Genomic DNA, 21,309 nt, shown 5'->3' on the forward strand with positions numbered 1-21,309 from the left:
GTGTCGAGTAAGATTCTTGTTACAGGCGGTGCGGGCTATATCGGATCCATGCTGGTCCCGGAACTGCTGAAATTGGGTCACGAAGTGACGGTGGTCGATAACTTCATGTTCCGCCAGGCCAGTCTCAATCACTGCTGCGGTTACGCCAACTTCAATGTGGTCAACGGCGATATCCGTCATGAAGACTTCATCCGTCCCCACTACGAAGCCGCCGAGATCATCATCCCGCTGGCCGCCTATGTGGGCGCGCCGCTGTGCAACAAGGACAAGACCGGCGCCCAGACCGTCAATCACGACGCCATCATGGCCATGCTGGGCATGCTGCGCGATGACCAGAAGGTGCTCATGCCGACCACCAACAGCGCCTATGGATCGGGAGACAAGGATAATTTCTGCGATGAAAATTCGCCGCTGAATCCGATCTCCAAGTACGCCATCGACAAGGTCGCCATCGAGAAAGAGCTGATGAAGCGCCAGAACTCGATCAGCTTCCGCCTGGCCACGGTGTTCGGCATGGCGCCAAAGATGCGTATCGATCTGCTGGTCAACGATTTCGTCTACCGGGCGGTGTACGATCGCTTCATCGTGCTGTTCGAGGGGCACTTCAAGCGTAACTACATCCACGTCACCGATGTGGTCAGGGCCTTCCTCCACGGCATCGACAACTTCGACACCATGCGCGGCGAGATCTTCAACGTGGGGCTGTCGGAAGCCAACGTCTCCAAGGCCGAACTGTGCGCCTGGATCAAGAAGCACATTCCTGATCTCGTCGTCATGGAAGCACCGCTGGCGACCGACCCCGACCAGCGTAATTACGTGGTCTCCAACGCCAAGCTCGAAGCCACCGGCTGGAAACCGCAAGTAGGCCTGGACGCCGGTATCCGTGAATTGATCAAGGGTTACGCCATGATCAAGAACACCCGTTACGGCAACGTCTGAGTCCCATCCCCTCCTGCGCGCAGCAACGCAGGCGCCACCCCGCTGGCCGGCTTTTGCCAAGGCGGCCACGGGTGGCGATCCGGTACGGCGCATCTGGCTGATCCCCTCCCTCATGCCAACGGCTCTTCGAGAGCGCAGGCACAGTCTTCCCTGCATTTCCTATTGCGCGCCCGTCATCAGGCTGAGCAAATGTTCTTGCGTTTTCGGGTGCTGTGAAATTGTTTCCATTCGACCCCTGACTCATTTCCATACGGAAATCATTTCCGCCTGACGTCGCGCAAAAGCCCGCTGCAAGCGGTTTTTCGGCGATTGTTATCGACGCGGTCAGGACGAGTCAGTATACTTTACAGTGATCAAGAAGCGATGCCGTCGGGAAAGACGGCGTCGCCGGACAGCCGGGAATCAGTCCTCCCTTAAGAAGGGCGATTCGCAGCTCATCCATTCAGCAGCAGGGGTTCCTTCGACTTAGGTAGATCGGCGGCATGCGCACGGCTTGTGTGCGTGCCGGGCGGTGAGCGTGCGCACGCGGTCTGCGCACGCGTGACCGTGGGGAGGGCAGGTGCAGTGCATGACATATCAGGGAGGGCCGCAGGGGCGCGGCCAGAAAAAAATGAAACGATGCTTGCAGCATTACGTGATGGCAGCCGCGCTGCTGGGTACGGCCGTGGCGGCCGCGGCGCAGTCTGCGCCGGCGGCGGCCGAGGCCACTGAACGCTTCGAGATCCGCCGCTTCGTCGTGGCCGGCAATACCCTGCTGCCGCAGGACCAGGTGCAGGCCGCTGTCGCGCCCTTCAGCGGCCAGGGCCGGGTCTACGGCGATATCCAGCAGGCGCTGGAAGCGCTGGAAAACCTCTACCGCAGCGCCGGCTATACCGCCGTGCAAGTCCATGTGCCGGAGCAGGAACTGAGCTCGGGCGAGGTGCGCATCGATGTCGTGGAAACCGTGGTGGGCAAGGTGCAGGTGAGCGAGAACCGCCATTTCAGCCAAGCCAATATCCGCGCCAGCATCCCGGCCCTGAAGGAGGGCGTCCCGCCCAACCTGCGCCGCATCTCCGAGTCGGTGCAACTGGCCAACGACAACCCGGCCAAGCAAGTCAATGTCACGCTCTCGGCGGCGCAATCGGGTGACCAGATCGACGCCAAGATCGAGGTCAAGGACGATGATCCCCTGCGCGTGATGCTCAACCTCGACAATACCGGCAGCGCCGATACCGGGCGCTGGCGCACCGGGGTGGCGATCCAGCATTCCAACCTGTTCAACCGCGACCACGTCGCCACGGTGGCCTATACCACATCGCCCGACAGCCCCTCGGGCTCCAAGGTCGATCTGTATTCGCTGGGTTACCGTCTGCCGCTCTATGAACTGGGCGACAGCCTGGACTTCATCTACGGCAAATCCAGCGTCAGTTCGGGCCAGACCTTGGCGCTCAATTCCACCCTCAACATCACCGGGCGCGGTGAAGTCTATGCGTTGCGCTGGAACCATTTCTTCGCCCGCAACGGCGAGTGGAGCAGCAAGCTGGTGCTGGGCGCGGACTACAAGAAGGTCGATTCGTCCTGCGCCATCAATGGCGGTCTGCTGAACGGAGCGACCCTCAATACCTGCCTGCCATATTCGACCTTGCCGCTGTCGCTGACCTACAGCGCCCAGCGCCAGGGCGTGGGCGAGGTGATCGACGCCAATATCGGCGTGGCCCGCAACATGGCCACGGGCCAGGCCCGGCGCAACGATGCGCTGCAGGTCACGGATCGCTATTCGCTGTTTACCAATGGCCGCCAGTCAATGGACAACTTCATTGCTGTGCGTGGCGGAGCGTCCTGGCTCAAGGCCTTCCAGAACGACTGGCAGATGCGCCTGGCCGGCAACCTGCAACTCTCGCCGCACGCCTTGCCGGCGGTGGAGCAATTCGGGCTGGCCGGGGCGACGGCGGTGCGTGGCTTTACCGAGCGCGCGGTCTCGGCCGACAGCGGCGTGGTGCTCAACAGCGAACTCTATACGCCCGACCTGCTGGCCAAGAGCGAGCTCAAGGGCAGCATGCGCCTGCTGGCCTTCGTCGATGCCGGACGCGGCGCCAACAACAACGTGACGGCCAACTCTCAGGTGCAATCCACCCTGACGCTGGCCAGTATCGGCGCCGGTCTGCGCTATGCGCTGGGACGCGATTTCAACCTGCGCCTGGATGTGGCGCGAGTCCTGCTCAACGGCAATTCCATCACCGAACAACGTGGCGATCTCAACGCCCACCTGAGCGCAACCCTGGGGTTCTGACATGACAACTACCTCTGCTTCTGCCCAAGGCTCTTCCCGGCCGGCCATCGAATTGCTGCCGCCTTCGCTGACGGTGCGGGTGGGACGTCGCCGCCTGACGCTGAGCTGGCGCGCGCGCAAGCCCTTGCCGCAATTGCTGGCCGGCTTGCTGCGACGTTCGTGGACACGCCTGCTGGCCCCGGCCCTGCGCATTTCGGTGGCCACGGCGGCGGTCTGCGGTGCGTGGCAGGCGCCCGTGTTGGCGGCCGCGCCAGCACCGGGGACCTTGCCCACCGGCTGGAGCGTGGTCAACGGCAATGTCACCTTCATCCAGAACGGCAATATCCTCAACATCAACCAGCTCTCGCCGCAGGCCATTGCGCAGTTCCTGTCCTTCAGCATCGGTGCGGATGCGACGGTGAACGTGAACCAGCCCAGTGCGGCGGCGGCCCTGCTGGCCAAGGTCAGCGGTGGCGATATCTCGCAGATCTACGGCAAGCTCTCGGCCACCGGTACGGTGGTGCTGTACAACCCCAATGGCGTGGTCATCGGACCCAGCGGCAGCATCGATGCCGGCCGCTTCATCGCCACCTCGCTGGCCATCAGCGACAGTGACTTCCTGGCCGGCAAGCTCAACTTCGCGCGCCAGGGCAATGCCGGCATCGTCGACAACCAGGGCAAGATCCAGTCGGCCACTGGCGGCAGCGTCTACCTGATCGGCAGCAGCGTCTCCAACAGCGGCATCATCAAGAGCGCGCAGGGGGAAGTGATCCTGGCGGCGGGTGAAACCGTGACCCTGGCCGATACCGCCACGCCCGGCGTGACCGTCAATGTCACTGGCAGCGCGGGCAATGTCACCAACCTGGGCAGTATCACGGCCGAGGCGGGACGCATCGGCGTGGCCGCCGGCCTGATCAACAACAGCGGCGTCATCAATGCCTCCAGCGTGGTGCGCGAAGGTGGGCGCATCTTCCTGCGCGCCAGCCAGAACCTCACCACCAGCGCCAGTTCCAGCATCCACGCGGACGGTAGCCGGGGCGGCAATATCGCCCTGGTGGCGCAGGATCAGGCCTTCATCGATGGCGATGTCTCGGCCACCGGCGCGCCGGGGCAGGGTGGCTTCGTGGAGACCTCGGGTCTGAAGCGGCTCGATGTGGTCAAGGCGCCTACGCTGGGCGCAGGCGGTACCTGGCTGATCGATCCCTCTGACCTGGAAGTGGTGTCGGGTGGCTCGCGCACCGTCTCCACCAGCACCGGCAATGGCAGTTATGCCATCAGCGCCAACGGCAGCAGTTCACAGATCGGCGCCGATACCATCGTCGGCCAGCTCGAAGCCGGCGTGAATGTCACGCTTGCTACCGGCGCGGATGGCAGCCAGGCCGGCAATATCACGGTCAGTTCGGCCATCGTCAAGCAGGCCGGCGGCGCTGCCTCGCTCACGCTCAATGCCGCCAACAACATCAGCATCAATGCCGACATCCGCAGCACCAGCGGCGCGCTGACCCTGACACTGCATACCGGGGCCGGCGAGGGCGTCGACTTCAGTGCAGCGCGGCAGAGCACCATCGGCAATGGCGCGCGTATTTCGCTCAATGGTGGCGATCTCTACGCGATGGATGGCGTCGAAGGCCGCGGCAACCTGCTCATCAGCAATGGCTCGGTGTGGCTCGACGGCACCAGCACGCTGCGCGCGGGCCGTCTGCAGCTCGATGGCGGCGGCTCGCTCGTCTACGCCAGCGGCAACAGCTCGGTCACGCTCAATGATGCGTTGATCAACAACGGCACCATCCAGGTCAACGCCAGCGGCCGCCTCTACAGCGATGGCGGGGTCTACAACAATGGCAACCTCAGCCTGGCCGACGGTACCAGCCTGATGGCCAGCAGCACCTCGTTGAGCAACAACGGTACGGTGACGCTGAGCAACGGCACGCTCAATTTCTCCAGCATCACCAACAACCAGAACGCCACCATCCTCGGCAGCGGCAGCCTGGTGGCGGCCGAGGGCGTGGTCAACAATGGCGTGCTGGCCCCGGGCGGTGACGGGATCATCGGCAACCTGACCATCGCCGGCAACTATACCCAGGGCGATACCGGCGCCATGCTCATCGACGTGACCCCGGCGGGCAGCAACGACAATGTCGTCTTCAGCGGCGCCTTTGCGCATCTGGGCGGCATGCTCAAGACGCACGTGCTGGGCAACGTCAGTGAGGTGGCCGAGGGCAGCAACTTCATGCCGTTCAACTTCCAGAGCACGTCGCTGGGCGACAGCTACTTCCGCTACGTCAGTGGCGACGTCAGCAATATCGATGGCATCAAGACCATGCTCAAGGCCAACTATACGGAGGGTCCGTTGCGCCTGACCATGATGCGCAGCACGACCTTCTATGCCTCCGGCAGCAACAGCTACTGGGGCGCCCGCGAGACCTGGAGCGGCGGTGGCAGTACCTACCTGCCCACCGAGATCGATACGGTGGTGATCGATTCCAACAATACCGTTACGCTCAGCGATGGCGTGGGCGACAAGATCAGCCGCCTGCAGGTCAAGGGCAGCGGGCAGTTCAACCAGACCGGCGGTGCGCTGACCGTGGTCAACGGCGCTGTCATCGACGGGACTGTGGATATCAGCGGCGGCAGCTTTACCAGCAACGGCAGCAATAGCGTAACCGGTTCGGTCGCGCTGGGCATGCAGGATGGCGGCGTGCGCGGCAATGCCACGCTGGCAGGCTGGACTAGCGTGCGCAGTGGCGCGCAGATCAACGTCAACGGCGGCACGCTCAACTTCAACGGCACCAGCAACCTCCTCGAGGGCAGCACCGTGGACCTCAGCGCTGGCCAGCTCACGTTCAATGGCACCAGCAATCTCGCGGGTACCGTCACTGTCCGCGGCGGCACGCTCACTACCGCTGGCGACACCACGCTCAGCGGCAATATGCAGGTCAATAGCGGTAACGTCACGCTGGGCGGTGTGACCGACGGCACGGGTCGTCTGACCCTGGGCACAGCGGGGAGCAATGAAGGAAACGACGACGGCGGTAACCTGATCGCCTTGCCCCCGGTGGGTGACGGCAGCGTGACCATCGCCAATGCCTCGCATTCCAGCCTCAACGTCGACCTCAACAGCGGTGACCTGACCCTGGGCGGTGATGTGCGCCTGGCTGCGCTCAACGTCACCCAGGGCAATGTGACCGGCAACATCGGTTCGCGCCTGGTGGTCGCGGAGTCCTTCCAGCAGACCGGCGGCAATCTGACGCTGGCCGATGCGGCGCTGTCGCAGAGCAATGGCAGTCTCATCGTCGGCAACATCACGGCCAACAACCTGGTGCTGGAAGCGCAGTCGGCCAACATCTTCCAGCAGAGCGGCAGCGCGCTGCATGTGAAGCAGCAGCTGATCACTTCCGCCACCGACGGCATTTCCCTCACCGAGACCGGCAACCAGATCGCTGGCTTCGCCGCCAACAACCAGGGCTCGGGCGACATCAGGCTGATCAACCAGCTCAATACGGCCGACGCCAGCGTGGTCACCATCAATGGGGTGCACACCGTCCATGGCGATATCCACATCGACAATACCGGCGGCATGCGCACGGCAGCGCTGGGCGACAGCGCCAGCTTCCTCGGGGCGCTGCCTTCCAGCGCTGAGGGCGATCCGCCAGGCACGGCCGCCAAGCTGGCCATGCTGGGCATGAGCAGCAACACCAACGGCCAGGTCAAGACCGACAATGGTGCGGTGACCATGGTCACGCACAGCCCCATGGCCATTGGGGCGGGCGGGGTCAGCGCCACCGGGGATATCACCCTGACTGCCAGCGCCTCGGCCGGCAGCAACGATACGCTGGTGGTCAATGGCGTGCTGGTCTCGCTGGGCGGCAACATCAGGCTCTCGGCGGGCGATTCCATGACCATCAATGCCAATATCTCGACCTCGCCTCCTGGCGTGGCGCTGTTCTCGGTGGACTCGGGGGCGGTGATCGGTTACGCCCAGGGGGTGCGCATCGTTGACGCCAATGGCACCCGCATTCCGGTTCCCGCGAGTGCGACCAGTTCCGCTGGCGGTGGCGGCAATACCCAGACCAGCCAGGCGGTGCAACAGCAGCAGAACCAGCAGAGCCAGAACCTGCAGGCCACCGTCAACAGCGCGCGGCTTTCTGACCCCAATGCCCAGTCGACCGGCAACCCGGTCCAGCAGAGCAGCAGCGGCGGCCAGACCGTGGGCGGCACCGCAGGCAGCTTCGGCGACGACAGCGGCGGCGATTCGAAGGCAGCGCGCAAAGCCCTGCCAATGTGCACCTGATCACCTGGACCTCGCCATGACCATGACATCGCATCTTCAATCCTTGCCGGCGCTCCTGCCGCGCCGGCTGGCCTGGCTGGGCCTGCTGCTGCTCTTGCTGACGGCCAGCGCCCTGGTGCAGGCCCAGGTGGTGGGCCAGGTGACCCATCTTTCCGGTGTGCTCACGGCGCGCCATGCCGACGGCACGCGCGCGGTACTGTCGGTGAAGTCGGCCATCCTGCAGGGCGACACCCTCATCACCGAGCGCGAGACCTATACCCGCGTCAAGTTCGTCGACAACGCCGAGATCGTACTCAGGCCCGGCACTGAAGTGGCCGTCAACAAGTACATCTACGACGAAAAGAAACCCGAGAACGACTCCGTGGCCATCGGCCTGGTCAAGGGCGGGTTGCGGGCCGTCACCGGGCTGGTGGGCAAGCGCAACCATGAAGCCGTCAACTTCGATACGCCCACGGCCACCATCGGTATTCGCGGCACCCATTTCGGCGCGCTGTTCTGCCAGGCCGATTGCGGCGGGATCCCCACGCCGAGTGGCCAAGCGCCGGCCGATGGCTTGCATGTGGATGTCGCCTCGGGCGCGATCCTGGTGAGCAATGCGGGCGGGGCGCAGCTGTTCAATGCCGGCCAGTTCGGCTATGTCTCCGGACCCCTGCAACCGCCGGTGGTGGTGCCGGCCAATATCGGCGTACCGGTGACGATGCCGCCGGCCATCAGCAGCAATACCAACAATGGCATGCAAAAGCTCGGCGCGGCCAGCGCGCCTGATTGCGTGGTGCATTAGGGCCTAGGCCCTGAAACGTCTGGCTGCCGATGAAAAAAGGGGCGCTGCACCGTAGGGTGAGCGCCCCTTTTTTTCCTGCCTAGCGGAGATGGCGTCAGAGTTCCAGGATGGTTCCCGCCTCCAGCATGCGCGGACGGTGAGCCGTGCCGCCGGCGGCGATCTCGGCGGCGATCTCTTGCACCTGGCTGGGTTTGGCGTGGGTGACCAGCACTTCCGGGCGGGATTGCAGATGCTGCAGCTCTTCCAGCAGCAGGGCCGGGCAGAGGTGCTTGGACAGCAGCGCCAGTTCGCGCTCGCGGTTGGCGAAGGCGGCTTCGATGATCAGGTAGCGCAACTGCACGATGCGGTTGAGCGCCTGCCATAGCGGCGGGCAGACCGTGGTGTCGCCGCTGAAGGCGAGCGAGGCGCCGCTGCGCTCGTTCTTGACCTGGTAGCCCACCGCTGGCACCGTGTGCGCGGCAGGCAGCGCGGTGATGCTGCGCTGGCCCAGCGCGACGGTCTGGCCGGGTTCGATGGTGGCAAAGCGCAGGAAGGGCTGTTCGGCGCTGGGAATGACGCTGAAGTCAGGCCAGATGTGCCAGTTGAAGATGTGCTTGCGGATGATCTCCAGCGTAGCCGCAGTGGCGTGCATGGTGATGGGCGTTGGGCGCATGTCGCCGACGCTGTCGATCATCAGGGGCAGGCAGGCGATGTGGTCGAGGTGGGCGTGCGTGATGAAGACATGGTCGATGGCCTGCAGCCGTTCCAGTGTCAGATCGCCCACGCCGGTGCCGGCGTCGATCAGGATATCGTCATCGATGAGCAGGGAGGTGGTGCGCATGCCATTGCCACCGATTCCCCCGCTGCATCCGAGAATTTCTACATGCATCGTCATTGCCGCTCTGTTGTCTGTGGTCTTGGTCATGCGGTCAGGAAAAGTCCTGGTCGGACTTTCGTTGCAGCCCGGAAACCCCCGCCGGATCTGGCTTTGCGCAATATGTGGCAAAGATTGCAACAGGGCCGATGGTAAGGGATTCGGGACGCTAAATCAATCGGGATATCCCTGATCCGGGGCAGCGCGCCCATGCCATTGCTGCATAAGCGCAGAATTGCAGGTCATTTCCCCCCAAGCTCGCGGCAAGGGCGCAGTGCAGGGCCTCTTAGAATCGCCAGGATGCCATCAGAGCATCCGCACAATCGCCTCTACCTTCCACGCCAACGCATCAGGGAGCAGCATGTTGTCAGCCGTCAATCCACTCGCCTTCGCTGGCCCGTGCCGGCCTCGTCGTGCCGGGAGCCTGGCAGCATGAGCCCGTTTTCGCACATCCCGGCAGCGGAGCGCCATCGCAACATCGCCTATCGCCTGGAACGGCTCACCGAGCTGTGCCGCGAGCTGGGCAGCAGCCGCGATATTCCCCTGTTGCTCGAACGCATCCTGCTCACGGCCAAGGACATCACCCAGGCCGATGGCGGCACCCTCTACCGCATCAATGAAGGCGGCGACAGCCTGCGCTTCTACATTTCGGTCAACGATACGCTCAAGATGCACCAGGGCGGCAGCAGCGGAAAGGCCATCTCCATTCCCGACATCGCGCTGCGCCTGCCCGATGGCCAGCCCAACCTGTCGGCGGTGGCGGCCTATGCCGCCAATACCCGCAAGTCGGTCAATATCGCCGATGTCTACCAGGTCAGCAGCGGCTTCAATTTCAATGGCATGCGGCTCTTCGACGAGAAGTATGGCTATCAGTCCAAGTCCTTCCTGACGGTGCCCATGGAGGACCATGAGGGCGAACTGGTAGGCGTGCTGCAGCTCATCAATGCCATCGATCCGGCCACCGGCGCGCCGCTGCCCTTCTCCGAGACCGACCAGCACTTCATCGAAGCGCTGGCCTCGCAGGCGGCCATGGCCATGACCAACCAGCAACTGATCCAGCGCCTGGAGCAGTTGTTCGAAAGCCTGATCCGCCTCATCAACATCGGCATCGGCGAAAAATCGCCGCACACCGGACGCCACTGCGAGCAGGTGCCGGAACTGGCGATGATGCTGGCCGAGGCTGCGCATAACGCCACCGAAGGTCCGCTGGCCGATTTCCACATGAGCGAGGCCGATCGCCGCGAACTGTGGCTGGCGGCGCTGCTGCATGACTGCGGCAAGATCAGTACACCCACCCACATCGTCGAGAAGGCCACCAAGCTGGAGACCATCTTCGACCGCATCCACCTGGTGGAGACCCGCATCGAGGTGCTCAAGCGCGACGCCGAGATCCGCGTCCTGCAGGAAAAGCTGGCGCTGGGCGCGGCGCTGGATGCACAGCGCGCCGCCGAGCTGGACGCCGGCCTGGCCGCCGAGCTGGCCCAGCTCGATCTGGAGCGCGCCTTCCTGCGCAAGATCAATGTGGGCACCGAGGGCATGCGTCCGGAAGACCAGCAGCGCGTCCTGGACATCGCCCAGCGCAGCTGGCGCGGCCCGGACGGCCAGCTGCGCCCGCTGCTGGACGAGGAAGAATCGGCCAACCTGCGCATCCGCGCCGGCACCCTCAATGACGCCGAGCGGCAGATCATCAACAACCACATCGTCATCACCATCAAGATGCTGGAGTCGCTGCCGTGGCCCAAGCAGCTGGCGCGTGTGACCGAATTCGCCGGCGGCCATCATGAGCGCATGGATGGCAAGGGCTATCCCAAGGGACTCACGCGTGAGCAGATGTCGGTGCAGGCGCGCATCATGGCCGTGGCCGACATCTTCGAGGCGGTGACGGCGGCCGATCGTCCCTACAAGCGCGGCAATACGCTCAACGAGGCCGTCGAGATCCTGGCCGGCTTCAAGGCGCGCGACCATATCGATCCGGACCTCTTCGACCTGTTCGTGCGCGAGCGCATCTACGAGAAGTACGCCGAGAAATTCATGCATCCCAGCCAGATCGACGAGGTCGACCTGTCGCGCATTCCCGGCTTCGGGGCCTGACCTGAGGCCCCGGCTGGGGTATGCTTGAGCCTGTCCAAGCAAATGAGCGCGTCACCACGGGGCGGGTTGGGCCCGCCACCGTAGCGCATCGAGGAAAAGCATCACGTGTCTGAGGTTGTAACCCGTCCTTCTGTTTCCGCTGTCCCGGCCGCCGCTTCCCGGCGTCCCGGTTTCCTGCGCCGCCACTGGCGCGGCGACTATTCGCTGGCGCGTTCCTACTGGCTGCATACGGTCTTGCTGACCTCGCTCACGCCGGCCCTGGCGATTCCCTTGCTGGCGCGCCTGACCAATGACATGCCGGCCCGCTATGGCATGGGCGGGGTGCTCTTCATCGCGGCCTTCAGCTACCTGGCCTGGACCTGGGGCGTGTGCGGCTGCTGGCGCTCGGCCAGTCGCCATGTGGCGCGGGGCGGTCGGCGCTGGGCCGAGCTGGCGGTCAAGTTCCTGATCCTGTGCGGCGTCATCAGCATGGCCACCAGCACCTGGCGCGCCGCCCATTCGCTGCGCGAGCAGTTCGAGATCGCGCTGGGCAAGCAACTGGGGCCGCCGGTGGTCTACCAGCTGCGGGTGGATGGCAAGTCGGTACTGCTGCAGGGCGGCATGAACGATGGCGCCGCCGACGGCCTGGCGCGCATCCTCGACCAGCATCCCTCGGTGCGCACCGTGGTGCTGTATTCGGCCGGCGGCTGGGTGCGCGAGGGCAAGCTGGTCGGTGAGGTGATCCGCCGGCGCGGCCTGGCGACCTATGTGGAGCAGGAGTGCTCTTCCTCCTGCACCCTGGCCTTCCTGGCCGGACGCGACCGCGCCATGGACCCGCGCGCGCACATCGGTTTCCACACCCTCTACACCGTGGGCGGCGATGACCGCATCAACAAGAGCTTCGACCGCAAGCTGACCTTCGATACCTACGGCAAGCTGGGCCTGCCGCGCGAGTTCATCGAACGCATCGCCGACACGCCCGCCAGCAGCAGCTGGTATCCGGAACTGGGCCAGCTGCTGCAGGCGGGCGTGCTGACCCGTCTGGCCCCTGGCGGCGAAACGGCGCAACTGGCCACCATCGCCACCTCGCGCGACATCCTCGAAGCCGAATTCAAGAAGGGCGCGCTGTTCGACATCATGGCGCGCTACCACCCCAAGGAATTCGCCCATACCATCGACCTGGCCTGGGCGCAGGTGCAGGCCCATGCCTCGGATGCGCAGATCCTGGCGGTGGGGCGCGAGCAGATCGGCATCCTCAGCCGCCGTCTACTGCCCATTGCCTCCGATGCCTCGCTGGCCGAGTTCCAGCAATTGCTGCTGGACCAGGCCGTGGCCCTGCGCGGCATCAGCGCGGCGGCCTGCACCGAGCTGATCTATCCGCGTTCGCGCGAGGACGCCGCGGCGGGACGCGAGGCGCCGCAGGCGGTGCTACCGCCGGAATTCGCCAACCGCGAACAGCGCATGACCCAGCATCTGCTGCGCGATGCCGATCCAGTCAATGCCGGCCGCTACACGCTGGCCGAGCGCACCCGTGTGATCCGCCAGGCGCTCGCCCCGCTCACCCAGGACCAGCTCAAGCTGCTGTCTTCGCCATTGCGCCGGCAGGCCGATCCCGAGGCCACCTGCGAGGCTTCCATCGCCTACCTGCGCGCGGTCAACCAGCTGCCGCCGCAGGAGCGCCGGGTGGCGCTGCGCGTGCTGTATTCACGCAACTGAGGCGAGCGAACCGGCCTACATGGCCGGGGGTGTTTGCTGCAATGCGGTAGAATGCGGGCTTCACTGCATGCCGACGCCGGTTCCTGGCACCGTTGTCCCTCTGGCATGTTTCCCTGAAGCATCGCCTTTTCCATCGCGTCCCTGCGCCAGCGCGTGCGGGCCGAGCTGCTGCCCATGACGACCATCACGACACCGACTTCGCGCCTGCGCGACCTGCGCCAGAATGTACTGGCCGGCCTCACCACTTCCTTCGCGCTGGTGCCGGAATGCATCGCCTTCGCCCTGGTGGCGCAGTTGAATCCGCTCATGGGTTTGTATGGCGCCTTCTTCATCTGCACCATCACGGCGCTCTTTGGCGGGCGGCCCGGCATGATCTCGGGGGCGGCGGGGTCGATGGCGGTGGTGATCGTGGCGCTGGTGGTGCAGCATGGCGCGCAGTATTTCCTGGCCACCGTGGTGTTGTCGGGGCTGATCATGCTGGCCTTCGGGGCTTTGCGGCTGGGCAAGCTGGTGCGCATGGTGCCGCATCCGGTGATGCTGGGCTTCGTCAATGGCCTGGCCATCGTGATTGCCTTGTCGCAGCTGGAACATTTCCGCATCGCCACGGCGGCCGGCACGCAATGGCTGCAAGGATCGGCGCTGTGGGTGATGATCGCGCTCACGCTGGCCACCATGCTCATCGTCTGGCTGCTGCCGCGCGTGACCAAGGCGGTGCCCCCGGCGCTGGCGGCCATCCTCGGCGTCGGTCTGGTGACGTACGCCAGCGGCCTGCACACCCGCACGCTGGCCGACATGGCGCAGATCGCCGGCGGCCTGCCGCCGCTGCACCTGCCCAGCGTGCCGCTCACGCTGGAGACCTTGCGCATCATTGGTCCCTACGCCGTCCTCATGGCCATCGTCGGCTTGCTGGAGACGCTGCTGACCTTCAATCTGACCGACGAGATCACCGCCACGCGGGGCCAGCCCAACCGGGAATGCCTGGCGCTGGGCGCGGCCAATATCGTCTCGGGCCTGTTCGGCGGCATGGGCGGTTGCGCCATGATCGGCCAGACCATGATCAACCTCGGCTCGGGCGGTCGTTCGCGCTTGTCCGGTGTGGTGGCCGGCGTCATGATCCTGTTGTTCATCCTCTTCCTGTCGCCGGCCATCGAGCGCATCCCGCTGGCGGCGCTGGCGGGCGTCATGTTCGTGGTGGCGCAGGAGACCTTCGCCTGGGGTTCGCTGCGTGTGCTGGGCAAGGTGCCCCGCAGCGATGCGCTGGTCATCATTGCGGTGACGGTCATCACGGTGCTGACCGATCTGGCGGTGGCGGTGCTGTGCGGCATCGTGATCGCCGCGCTCAACTTCGCCTGGCAGCATGCGCGCGAGGTGCGTTCGGACGTGCGTGATGAAGACGATGGCAGCCGTACCTACCTGCCGCATGGCACGCTCTTCTTTGCCTCCACCACGCATTTCCTCGCATTGTTCGATACGGGAAATGATCCGCAAGAGGTTACGCTGGATTGCCGCCACCTGCGTCTGGCCGATCACTCCGCCATTGCCGCCGTGCAGACCCTGGCCGAGCGCTATACACGGATGGGCAAGCAATTGCGCGTGGTGGCCTTGTCGCAACGCTGCAGCCAGTTGTTGCAGCGGGCCGGACTGCCGCAGGTCGCCTGAAGAAAAAAGACCCGCCCTCAGGGGAGCGAGGCGGGCCAAAGTACCACGGGAAACGAGTCGTCACGGACGGCCCGCATCGCAGGATGCGGGCCGTTTTTGCATGCAGCCTACAAGGCCAGGAAGTCCATCTTGCCCAGCTTGACGCCCTTGTGGCGCAGGATGCCGTAGGCGGTAGTGACGTGGAAGAAGAAGTTGGGCAGGCCGAAGGCGGTCAGGTAGTGCTGGGCCGTCATGGTGCGTTCTTCGCCGCGCAGCTTCATGGTCACGGCGCGTTCTTCCTGGCCATCGATGGCGTCGGCCGGGATCGATTCCAGGAAGACGATGGTCTTGTTGATGCGCGCCTGCAAGTCGTCGAAGCTGGCTTCGTCGTCGGCGAAGGCCGGTGCGGCCACGCCAGAGAGCCGGCTGGCGGTGGCCTTGGCGGTATCGCTGGCGCGCTGGACCTGGCCGCTCAGGGCGTACATGTCTTCGTACAGGCGCGCCGTGAGCAATTCGTTGGGATCGAGCTGGTGTTGCGCGGCGTGCTGCTCGGCCTTCTCCAGCAGGGTGGACAGGGTATCGAGGCCGTGGATCAGCATCGGGATGCTGACCTGGTACAGGGAGAGGGACATGGTGTTCTCTATCTATCTTGCTTGGGTGGATGGAAAGAAAGGCGCGGCGTTCCTGCTGCCAGCGGCAGCAGGAACATCTTACCTGGCCGAGGACAACTGCTCGGCCGGGACGCCCCAGCCGCCGCCCAGGGCGCGGATCAGGTTGACGGTGGAGCGGGCGCGTTCGCCATCGAGGGTGACCGAGGCGCGCTGTTGTTGCAGCACGGTGCGGTCGGCGTCGATGACGCTGAAGTAGCTGACCGCCCCTTCGCGATACTGCGTGTGCGAGAGCTTGGCCGCGCGCGCCGAGGCGGCCACGGCTTCATCCTGGGCGCGGTTCTGCTGATCCAGGATACGCAGGTTGGCCAGGTTGTCTTCCACTTCGCGGAAGGCATTCAAGACCGTGCCGCGATAGCTGGCCACCTGTTCTTCATAGCTGGCGCGCGCGCGATCCACGCCAGCCTGACGACGTCCTCCATCGAAGAGCGGCATCGACAAGGCCGTGCCCACCAGCGGACCCAGCAGGAAGGTGCGGCTGGACCAGTTGAACAGGTCGCCCAGCTGCGCCGATTCATAGCCCAGCCCGCCGGTCAGGTTCAGGCTGGGGAAGAAGGCCGACTTGGCCACGCCCACGCGGGCGTTGGCCGCAGCCATGGCGCGCTCGGCCGCGGCGATGTCGGGGCGGCGTTCCAGCAGCGCCGAGGGCAGGCCGGGCGGCACCGTGACAGCAAGACGCGTCAGCGGCTGCGGCGGCAGCGAGAACTCGGCCGGGGTGCGGCCCAGCAGGATGGCCAGCGCATGCTCGGCGGTGGCGCGCTGGCGGGCGATGCCCAGCGCTTCCGATTGCGCCGAGGCCAGTTCGGCGCGGGCGCGGGCGACGTCCACTTCGCTGATGTCGCCTTCATCGAAGCGGCGCTGCACCAGGCGCAGCGATTCCTGGCGCAGGTCTACGGTGCCGCGATAGAGGGCCGCCGCGGCGTCCAGTTCGCGCACCAGGAAATACTGTTGCGCTACGTCTGCCTGCAAGGCCAGCAGCACCGAATGGAACAGCGCTTCGCTGCGCTGGGCGTCGGCGGTGGCGGCGTCGACCGTGGAGGCGACCCGGCCAAACAGGTCGACTTCATAGGAGACATTGACCTGGGCGCGGTAGAGCGTGTTGGGCCGGGTGTCGGCATCGGCCGGCAGGCCTTGCGAGGCGGGCGACGGGCGTTGGCGGGTCGCACCGACGCCGGCATCGACCTGCGGGAAGTAGCCCGCACGCGCATCGCGGGTCAAGGCACGCGCCTGGCCCAGGCGGGCGGCGGCGGCCTTGAGGTCTTGGTTGGCTTGCTGGGCGGTGTCTTCCAGGGCGTTCAGCTTCTCGTCACCGAAGATCTTCCACCACTCGCCGCGGGCGATGTCTTCGGCAGGTTGCGCGGTCTTCCACTGGCTGCCATTCTCGCCGGTCTGCGTGGCGGGGGCGGCTTCCTTGAAGGCGGCCGGGGTGTCCACCGAAGGACGTTCATAGGTCGGGGCCACCGAGCAACCGGCCAGCACCAGCAGCGCAGCCAGCAGGGCCGAGCCGATGCGCACGGGACGCAGCAGGCGGCTCATCGATAGAGGTTGGGTCATCATTTTTCTTGCTCCATTCATGGGCTGATCGGCAGATCAGCGATCATCCTGTGCGTCCGGTGCAGCATGGGCGATGTGAGTGCCGGCAGTCATCGGGGCTTCGTGATGCGAGGCCGAGTGCAGGGCGCGGCGGTCGATGGTGCGCAGCAGGACGTAGAACACCGGGGTCAGGAACAGGCCGAACAAGGTCACGCCCAGCATGCCGAAGAACACCGCAATACCCATCGCATGGCGCATTTCCGAACCGGCGCCGGAGGAGGTCACCAGCGGCACCACACCCATGATGAAGGCGATCGAGGTCATCAGGATCGGACGCAGACGCAGGCGGCTGGCTTCGATGGCGGCCTGCACGGCAGTGCGGCCCTGCATTTCCAGTTCGCGGGCGAATTCCACGATCAGGATGGCGTTCTTGGCCGACAGTCCCACCAGCACCATCAGGCCGATCTGGGTGAAGATGTTGTTGTCGCCACGGGTGAGCCACACACCGGTCAGTGCCGCCAGGATGCTCATCGGCACGATCAGAATCACGGCCAGCGGCAGGGTCAGGCTTTCATACAGCGCCGCCAGCACCAGGAACACCAGCAGCACGCTGATCGGGAACACCCACACGCCGGCATTGCCTGCCAGGATCTTCTGGTAGGTCAGGTCGGTCCATTCGAACTTGATGCCGCGCGGCAGGGTCGCTGCAGCCACACGTTCGGCAGCGGCCTGCGCCTGGTCCGAGGAATAGCCCGGGGCCGGACCACCGTTGATGTCCGCGGCGGTATAGCCGTTGTAGCGCACCACCATTTCCGGGCCGAAGGTCTGCTTGACCTTCACCACCGAGGACAGCGGCACCATCTCGCCGGCATCGTTGCGGGTCTTCAGTTGCGCGATGTCCTCGGCCTTGGCGCGGAAGGGCGCGTCAGCCTGGGCGCGCACCTGGTAGACGCGGCCGAAGCGGTTGAAGTCGTTCACGTACAGCGAACCCAGGTAGATCTGCATGGTGTTGAACACGTCGGTGACCGGAATGCCCAACTGCTTGGCCTTGACGCGATCCAGTTCCACGTCCAGCTGCGGCACGTTGATCTGGTAGCTGGAGAACATCGGGCCCAGCGCCGGTTCCTTGGCGGCGGCCTTCATGAAGGCTTGTGCGGCCTTGTCCAGTTCGGCGTAACCCAGCGCGTCGCGGTCTTCGATCTGCATCTTGAAACCACCCAGCGTGCCCAGGCCCATCACCGGCGGCGGTGGGAAGACAGCGGTGAAGGCTTCCTTGATGCTGCCGAATTTCTTGTTCAGCGAGGCGGCAATGGCGTTGCCCGACAGGTCCTTGCTCTTGCGTTCTTCGAAGGGCTTCAGGCCGACGAAGACGATACCGGCCGACGAGCTGTTGGTGAAGCCGTTGATGGACAGGCCGGGGAAGGCGATGGCGCTGGCCACACCGGGTTCCTTCAACATGATGTCGCTCATCTTGCGCATCACTTCTTCGCTGCGGTCGATCGAAGCGCCATTGGGCAATTGCGCGAAGGCCACCAGGTATTGCTTGTCCTGGCCCGGCACGAAGCCGCCGGGGACGATGTAGGAGATGCCCAGGGTGGCCGCCAGCAGCAGCACGTACACGCCCATGGTGGCGCCCTTGCGCTTGATCACACCGGTGACGCCATGACCGTAGTTGTCCGAGGCGCGGTTGAAGAAGCGGTTGAAGCGGATGAAGAAACCACCGAGGAAACGGTCCATCTGGCGCGTCAGCCAGTCCGGCTTGTCGCCATGGCCCTTGAGCAGCAGGGCGGCCAGGGCCGGGGAGAGTGTCAGCGAGTTGAAGGCCGAGATGACGGTGGAGATCGCAATGGTCATCGCGAACTGCTTGTAGAACTGGCCGGTCAGGCCGGTCATGAAGGCCAGCGGCACGAACACCGCCACCAGCGTGAGGGCAATGGCGATGATGGGGCCGGACACCTCCTGCATGGCGCGATAGGTGGCGTCGCGCGGCGAGAGACCGGCGCCGATGTTGCGCTCGACGTTTTCCACCACCACGATGGCGTCATCGACCACGATCCCGATGGCCAGCACCATGCCGAACAGCGACAGCGCATTGATGGTGTAGCCAAAGCCCAGCATCAGGGAGAAGGTACCGATGATGGACACCGGCACGGCCAACAGCGGAATGATGGAGGCGCGCCAGGTCTGCAGGAAGATGATCACCACGATCACCACCAGGGCAATGGCTTCCAGCAGCGTATGCACCACCGCTTCGATGGAAGCGCGCACGAACTGGGTCGGGTCATAGACGATGCTGTAGCTGACCGAGCTGGGGAAGTCGGCCGACAATTCCTTCATCGCCGCACGCACCTGGGTCGAGACATCCAGCGCATTGGCGCCCGGCGCCTGGAAGATGGGGATGGCCACGGCCGGCTTGTTGTCCAGCAGCGAGCGCAGGCCGTATTCGGACGCGGCCAGTTCCACCCGGGCCACATCACCCAGGCGGGTGGTGGCGCCGTCCGGCGAAGCCTTCAGGATGATGTCGCGGAATTCGCCTTCGGTCTTCAGGCGACCCTGGGCGTTGACCGACAGTTGCAGCGGTGTTTCCGGCGAGCTGGGCGAGGCGCCGATCACACCGGCGGCCACCTGTACGTTCTGCTCGCGGATGGCGCGCACCACGTCGGTGGCGGTCAGGCCGCGCTGGGCCACCTTGTTGGGATCGAGCCAGACGCGCATGGCGTAGTTGCCCGAGCCGAACAGGCCCACTTCCCCCACGCCCTGGATGCGCGCCAGGCGGTCCTTGACGTTCAGGACCGCGTAGTTGCGCAGGTAGGTGGTGTCGTAGCGGTTGTCGGGCGAGGTCAGGTGCACCACCATGGTCAGCGTGGGCGAGGACTTGAGCGTGGTCACACCCAGTCGCTGCACATCTTCCGGCAGGCGCGGCAGGGCTTGCGAGACGCGGTTCTGCACCAGCTGCTGGGCCTTGTCGGGATCGACGCCCAGGCGGAAGTTGACGGTGATGGTGAGGTTGCCGTCGCTGTTGGCCTGCGACTGCATGTAGAGCATGTTTTCCACGCCGTTGATCTGCTCTTCCAGCGGCGAAGCCACGGTTTCAGCGATCACCTTGGGATTGGCGCCGGGATACTGCGCGCGCACCACCACCGAGGGCGGCACCACTTCCGGATATTCGGAGATGGGCAACTGCAGCATGGCCAGCACGCCGCCCAGCAGGAGCAGTACCGACAGCACACCCGCGAAGATCGGGCGGTCGATAAAGAATTTGGAGATATTCATGTAGGTTCCTTGTCAGTCGTCAGGATGCAAATGCCCTTGCAGGGGCCTTGCAGTCCCTGCGACTTGTTCTTCCTTGAATGCGAGAGCTCTGGTGTCGGATCAGGCCTTGCCAGCGCCAGCGGCAGGTGCAGCTGCCGTCTGCATCGGCACCACGGTCGGGGTGATGGCGTCACCCGGGCGGATGCGTTGCAGGCCATTGACCACGATGCGTTCACCCGGCTGCAGGCCCTTTTCGATCACCACCAGGCCGTCGTGGCCAGCGCCTACCACCACCTGGCGATAGTTGGCGTGGTTGTCCTTGTCGGCCACCATGACGAAGCGCTTGTCCTGGTCGGTGCCGATGGCCTTTTCGTCGATCAGCACGGCCTGGTGCGGTTCGCCGCCACCCAGTCGCACCCGGGCATACAGGCCCGGGACCAGCTGGCTGTTGGCGTTGTCGAAGATGGCGCGCACGCGGATGGTGCCGGAGGCGGTGTCCAGACGGTTGTCCACCGAGCCGACACGACCCTTGCGGGAATAGCCGTCTTCATTGGCCAGGCCCAGTTCCACGGGCACAGTGGCGCCGGCGGCGCGGGCCGGGTTGACGTATTTGAGGAAGCTTTGCTCATCCACGTCGAAGGAGGCATACACCTTGGCTACCGAGACCAGCGTGGTCAGCGGCGCATTGGCGGCGCCCGGGTTGACCACATTGCCCACCGTGACTTCGGCGCGCGAGATGCGGCCCGAGACGGGAGCGGTGATGCGGGTGTATTCCAGGTTCAGGCGGGCGGCGCGCAGCGCAGCGCGGGCGGCGGCAACATTGGCCGATGCTTCGCGCGAGGCGTTCTGCTTCTCCTCGAAGTCGCGCTTGGCAATGGCGTTGTCGCTCAACAGGCGCTGGCCGCGGGCGAGGTCGGAGGCGGTGTAGCCGGCGCGTGCTTCGGCGCCGGCCAGTTGCGCTTCGGCGCGCGCCACTTCGGCCTCATATGGGCGCGGGTCGATGGTGAAGAGCACGTCGCCCTTCTTGACCAGGGCGCCATCCTTGAAGTGCACGGCGGTCAGGGTGCCGCCGACCAGCGGGCGGACCTCGACGCGGTCGACCGCTTCGATGCGGCCCGAATAGGATTGCCAGTCGATGATCTGGCGGCTGACCACCTCGGCCACATCGACCGGTGCGCCGGCCGCCGCCGCACTGGGCGCGGTGGTGGCGTTGGCCGACAGGCCTACGACCGAGATGGCGCCGCCGACCGACAGGGCGATGACGGCCAGGACCGTAGCAGTAAGAGCGAAGCGCTTGCGCAGGGGAGCAGGAGTTTGCAT

12 protein-coding genes are annotated in these 21,309 nt (G+C 65.1%); 7 read left to right on the forward strand and 5 right to left on the reverse strand.

Annotated elements, in window-relative coordinates:
- From ACP92_RS01510 to ACP92_RS01525, 4 genes are all read left to right on the forward strand, one after another.
- Complete coding sequence (locus ACP92_RS01510) at positions 1–939, forward strand: NAD-dependent epimerase/dehydratase family protein (protein ID WP_013232353.1); 939 nt, start codon at positions 1–3, stop codon at positions 937–939.
- A gap of 610 nt (positions 940–1,549) precedes the next feature.
- Positions 1,550–3,208 carry a ShlB/FhaC/HecB family hemolysin secretion/activation protein gene (locus tag ACP92_RS01515; protein WP_216665971.1) on the forward strand — a complete coding sequence of 553 codons (1,659 nt, stop codon included), beginning with the start codon at positions 1,550–1,552 and terminating at the stop codon, positions 3,206–3,208.
- Between the two features lies 1 nt (position 3,209).
- Entirely contained in the window at positions 3,210–7,478 is a 4,269-nt protein-coding gene (locus ACP92_RS01520) for a beta strand repeat-containing protein (RefSeq protein WP_013232355.1), read from the forward strand.
- Positions 7,479–7,500: 22 nt separating this feature from the next.
- Positions 7,501–8,259 (forward strand): FecR family protein, encoded by a 759-nt coding sequence (locus ACP92_RS01525; protein WP_041311434.1) that lies wholly within the window; start codon positions 7,501–7,503, stop codon positions 8,257–8,259.
- A gap of 94 nt (positions 8,260–8,353) precedes the next feature.
- Here the strand turns inward: ACP92_RS01525 and ACP92_RS01530 are convergent, their stop codons facing one another.
- On the reverse strand, positions 8,354–9,127 hold the full coding sequence (locus ACP92_RS01530) for an MBL fold metallo-hydrolase (protein ID WP_013232357.1): 774 nt from the start codon (positions 9,125–9,127) through the stop codon (positions 8,354–8,356).
- A 417-nt stretch (positions 9,128–9,544) separates the two neighbouring features.
- Here ACP92_RS01530 and ACP92_RS01535 point away from each other — a divergent pair, with 417 nt between their 5' ends.
- The 3 genes from ACP92_RS01535 (at position 9,545) to ACP92_RS01545 (ending at position 14,557) form a co-directional block, all read left to right on the forward strand.
- Positions 9,545–11,203: an HD family phosphohydrolase gene (locus ACP92_RS01535; RefSeq protein ID WP_013232358.1), complete on the forward strand. Its 1,659-nt coding sequence runs from the start codon at positions 9,545–9,547 to the stop codon at positions 11,201–11,203.
- Between the two features lie 105 nt (positions 11,204–11,308).
- Positions 11,309–12,898, forward strand: coding sequence for a COG3904 family protein (locus tag ACP92_RS01540; protein WP_013232359.1), 1,590 nt, complete (start codon positions 11,309–11,311; stop codon positions 12,896–12,898).
- Between the two features lie 174 nt (positions 12,899–13,072).
- The gene (locus ACP92_RS01545; RefSeq protein ID WP_171941747.1) at positions 13,073–14,557 is read left to right on the forward strand and encodes a SulP family inorganic anion transporter; all 1,485 of its coding nucleotides are present in this window, start codon (positions 13,073–13,075) and stop codon (positions 14,555–14,557) included.
- Positions 14,558–14,664: 107 nt separating this feature from the next.
- Here the strand turns inward: ACP92_RS01545 and ACP92_RS01550 are convergent, their stop codons facing one another.
- From ACP92_RS01550 to ACP92_RS01565, 4 genes are all read right to left on the reverse strand, one after another.
- A complete protein-coding gene (locus ACP92_RS01550) occupies positions 14,665–15,168 on the reverse strand; it encodes a DUF1993 domain-containing protein (protein WP_013232361.1) in 504 nt (167 codons plus the stop codon).
- Between the two features lie 78 nt (positions 15,169–15,246).
- The gene (locus ACP92_RS01555) at positions 15,247–16,761 is read right to left on the reverse strand and encodes an efflux transporter outer membrane subunit (protein ID WP_013232362.1); all 1,515 of its coding nucleotides are present in this window, start codon (positions 16,759–16,761) and stop codon (positions 15,247–15,249) included.
- 33 nt (positions 16,762–16,794) lie between these two features.
- The gene (locus ACP92_RS01560) at positions 16,795–20,010 is read right to left on the reverse strand and encodes an efflux RND transporter permease subunit (RefSeq protein ID WP_013232363.1); all 3,216 of its coding nucleotides are present in this window, start codon (positions 20,008–20,010) and stop codon (positions 16,795–16,797) included.
- 99 nt (positions 20,011–20,109) lie between these two features.
- Positions 20,110–21,309: an efflux RND transporter periplasmic adaptor subunit gene (locus ACP92_RS01565; protein WP_013232364.1), complete on the reverse strand. Its 1,200-nt coding sequence runs from the start codon at positions 21,307–21,309 to the stop codon at positions 20,110–20,112.

It is taken from the genome of Herbaspirillum seropedicae (assembly GCF_001040945.1).
Lineage (GTDB): Bacteria > Pseudomonadota > Gammaproteobacteria > Burkholderiales > Burkholderiaceae_D > Herbaspirillum > Herbaspirillum seropedicae.

Coding starts and splice junctions, on each gene's coding strand:
- ACP92_RS01515 (WP_216665971.1), top strand. CDS start 1,550: ATGAAACGATGCTTGCAGCATTACGTGATGGCAGCCGCGCTGCTGGGT.
- ACP92_RS01520 (WP_013232355.1), top strand. CDS start 3,210: ATGACAACTACCTCTGCTTCTGCCCAAGGCTCTTCCCGGCCGGCCATC.
- ACP92_RS01525 (WP_041311434.1), top strand. CDS start 7,501: ATGACATCGCATCTTCAATCCTTGCCGGCGCTCCTGCCGCGCCGGCTG.
- ACP92_RS01530 (WP_013232357.1), bottom strand. CDS start 9,127: ATGCATGTAGAAATTCTCGGATGCAGCGGGGGAATCGGTGGCAATGGC.
- ACP92_RS01535 (WP_013232358.1), top strand. CDS start 9,545: ATGAGCCCGTTTTCGCACATCCCGGCAGCGGAGCGCCATCGCAACATC.
- ACP92_RS01545 (WP_171941747.1), top strand. CDS start 13,073: ATGACGACCATCACGACACCGACTTCGCGCCTGCGCGACCTGCGCCAG.
- ACP92_RS01550 (WP_013232361.1), bottom strand. CDS start 15,168: ATGTCCCTCTCCCTGTACCAGGTCAGCATCCCGATGCTGATCCACGGC.
- ACP92_RS01555 (WP_013232362.1), bottom strand. CDS start 16,761: ATGATGACCCAACCTCTATCGATGAGCCGCCTGCTGCGTCCCGTGCGC.
- ACP92_RS01560 (WP_013232363.1), bottom strand. CDS start 20,010: ATGAATATCTCCAAATTCTTTATCGACCGCCCGATCTTCGCGGGTGTG.
- ACP92_RS01565 (WP_013232364.1), bottom strand. CDS start 21,309: ATGCAAACTCCTGCTCCCCTGCGCAAGCGCTTCGCTCTTACTGCTACG.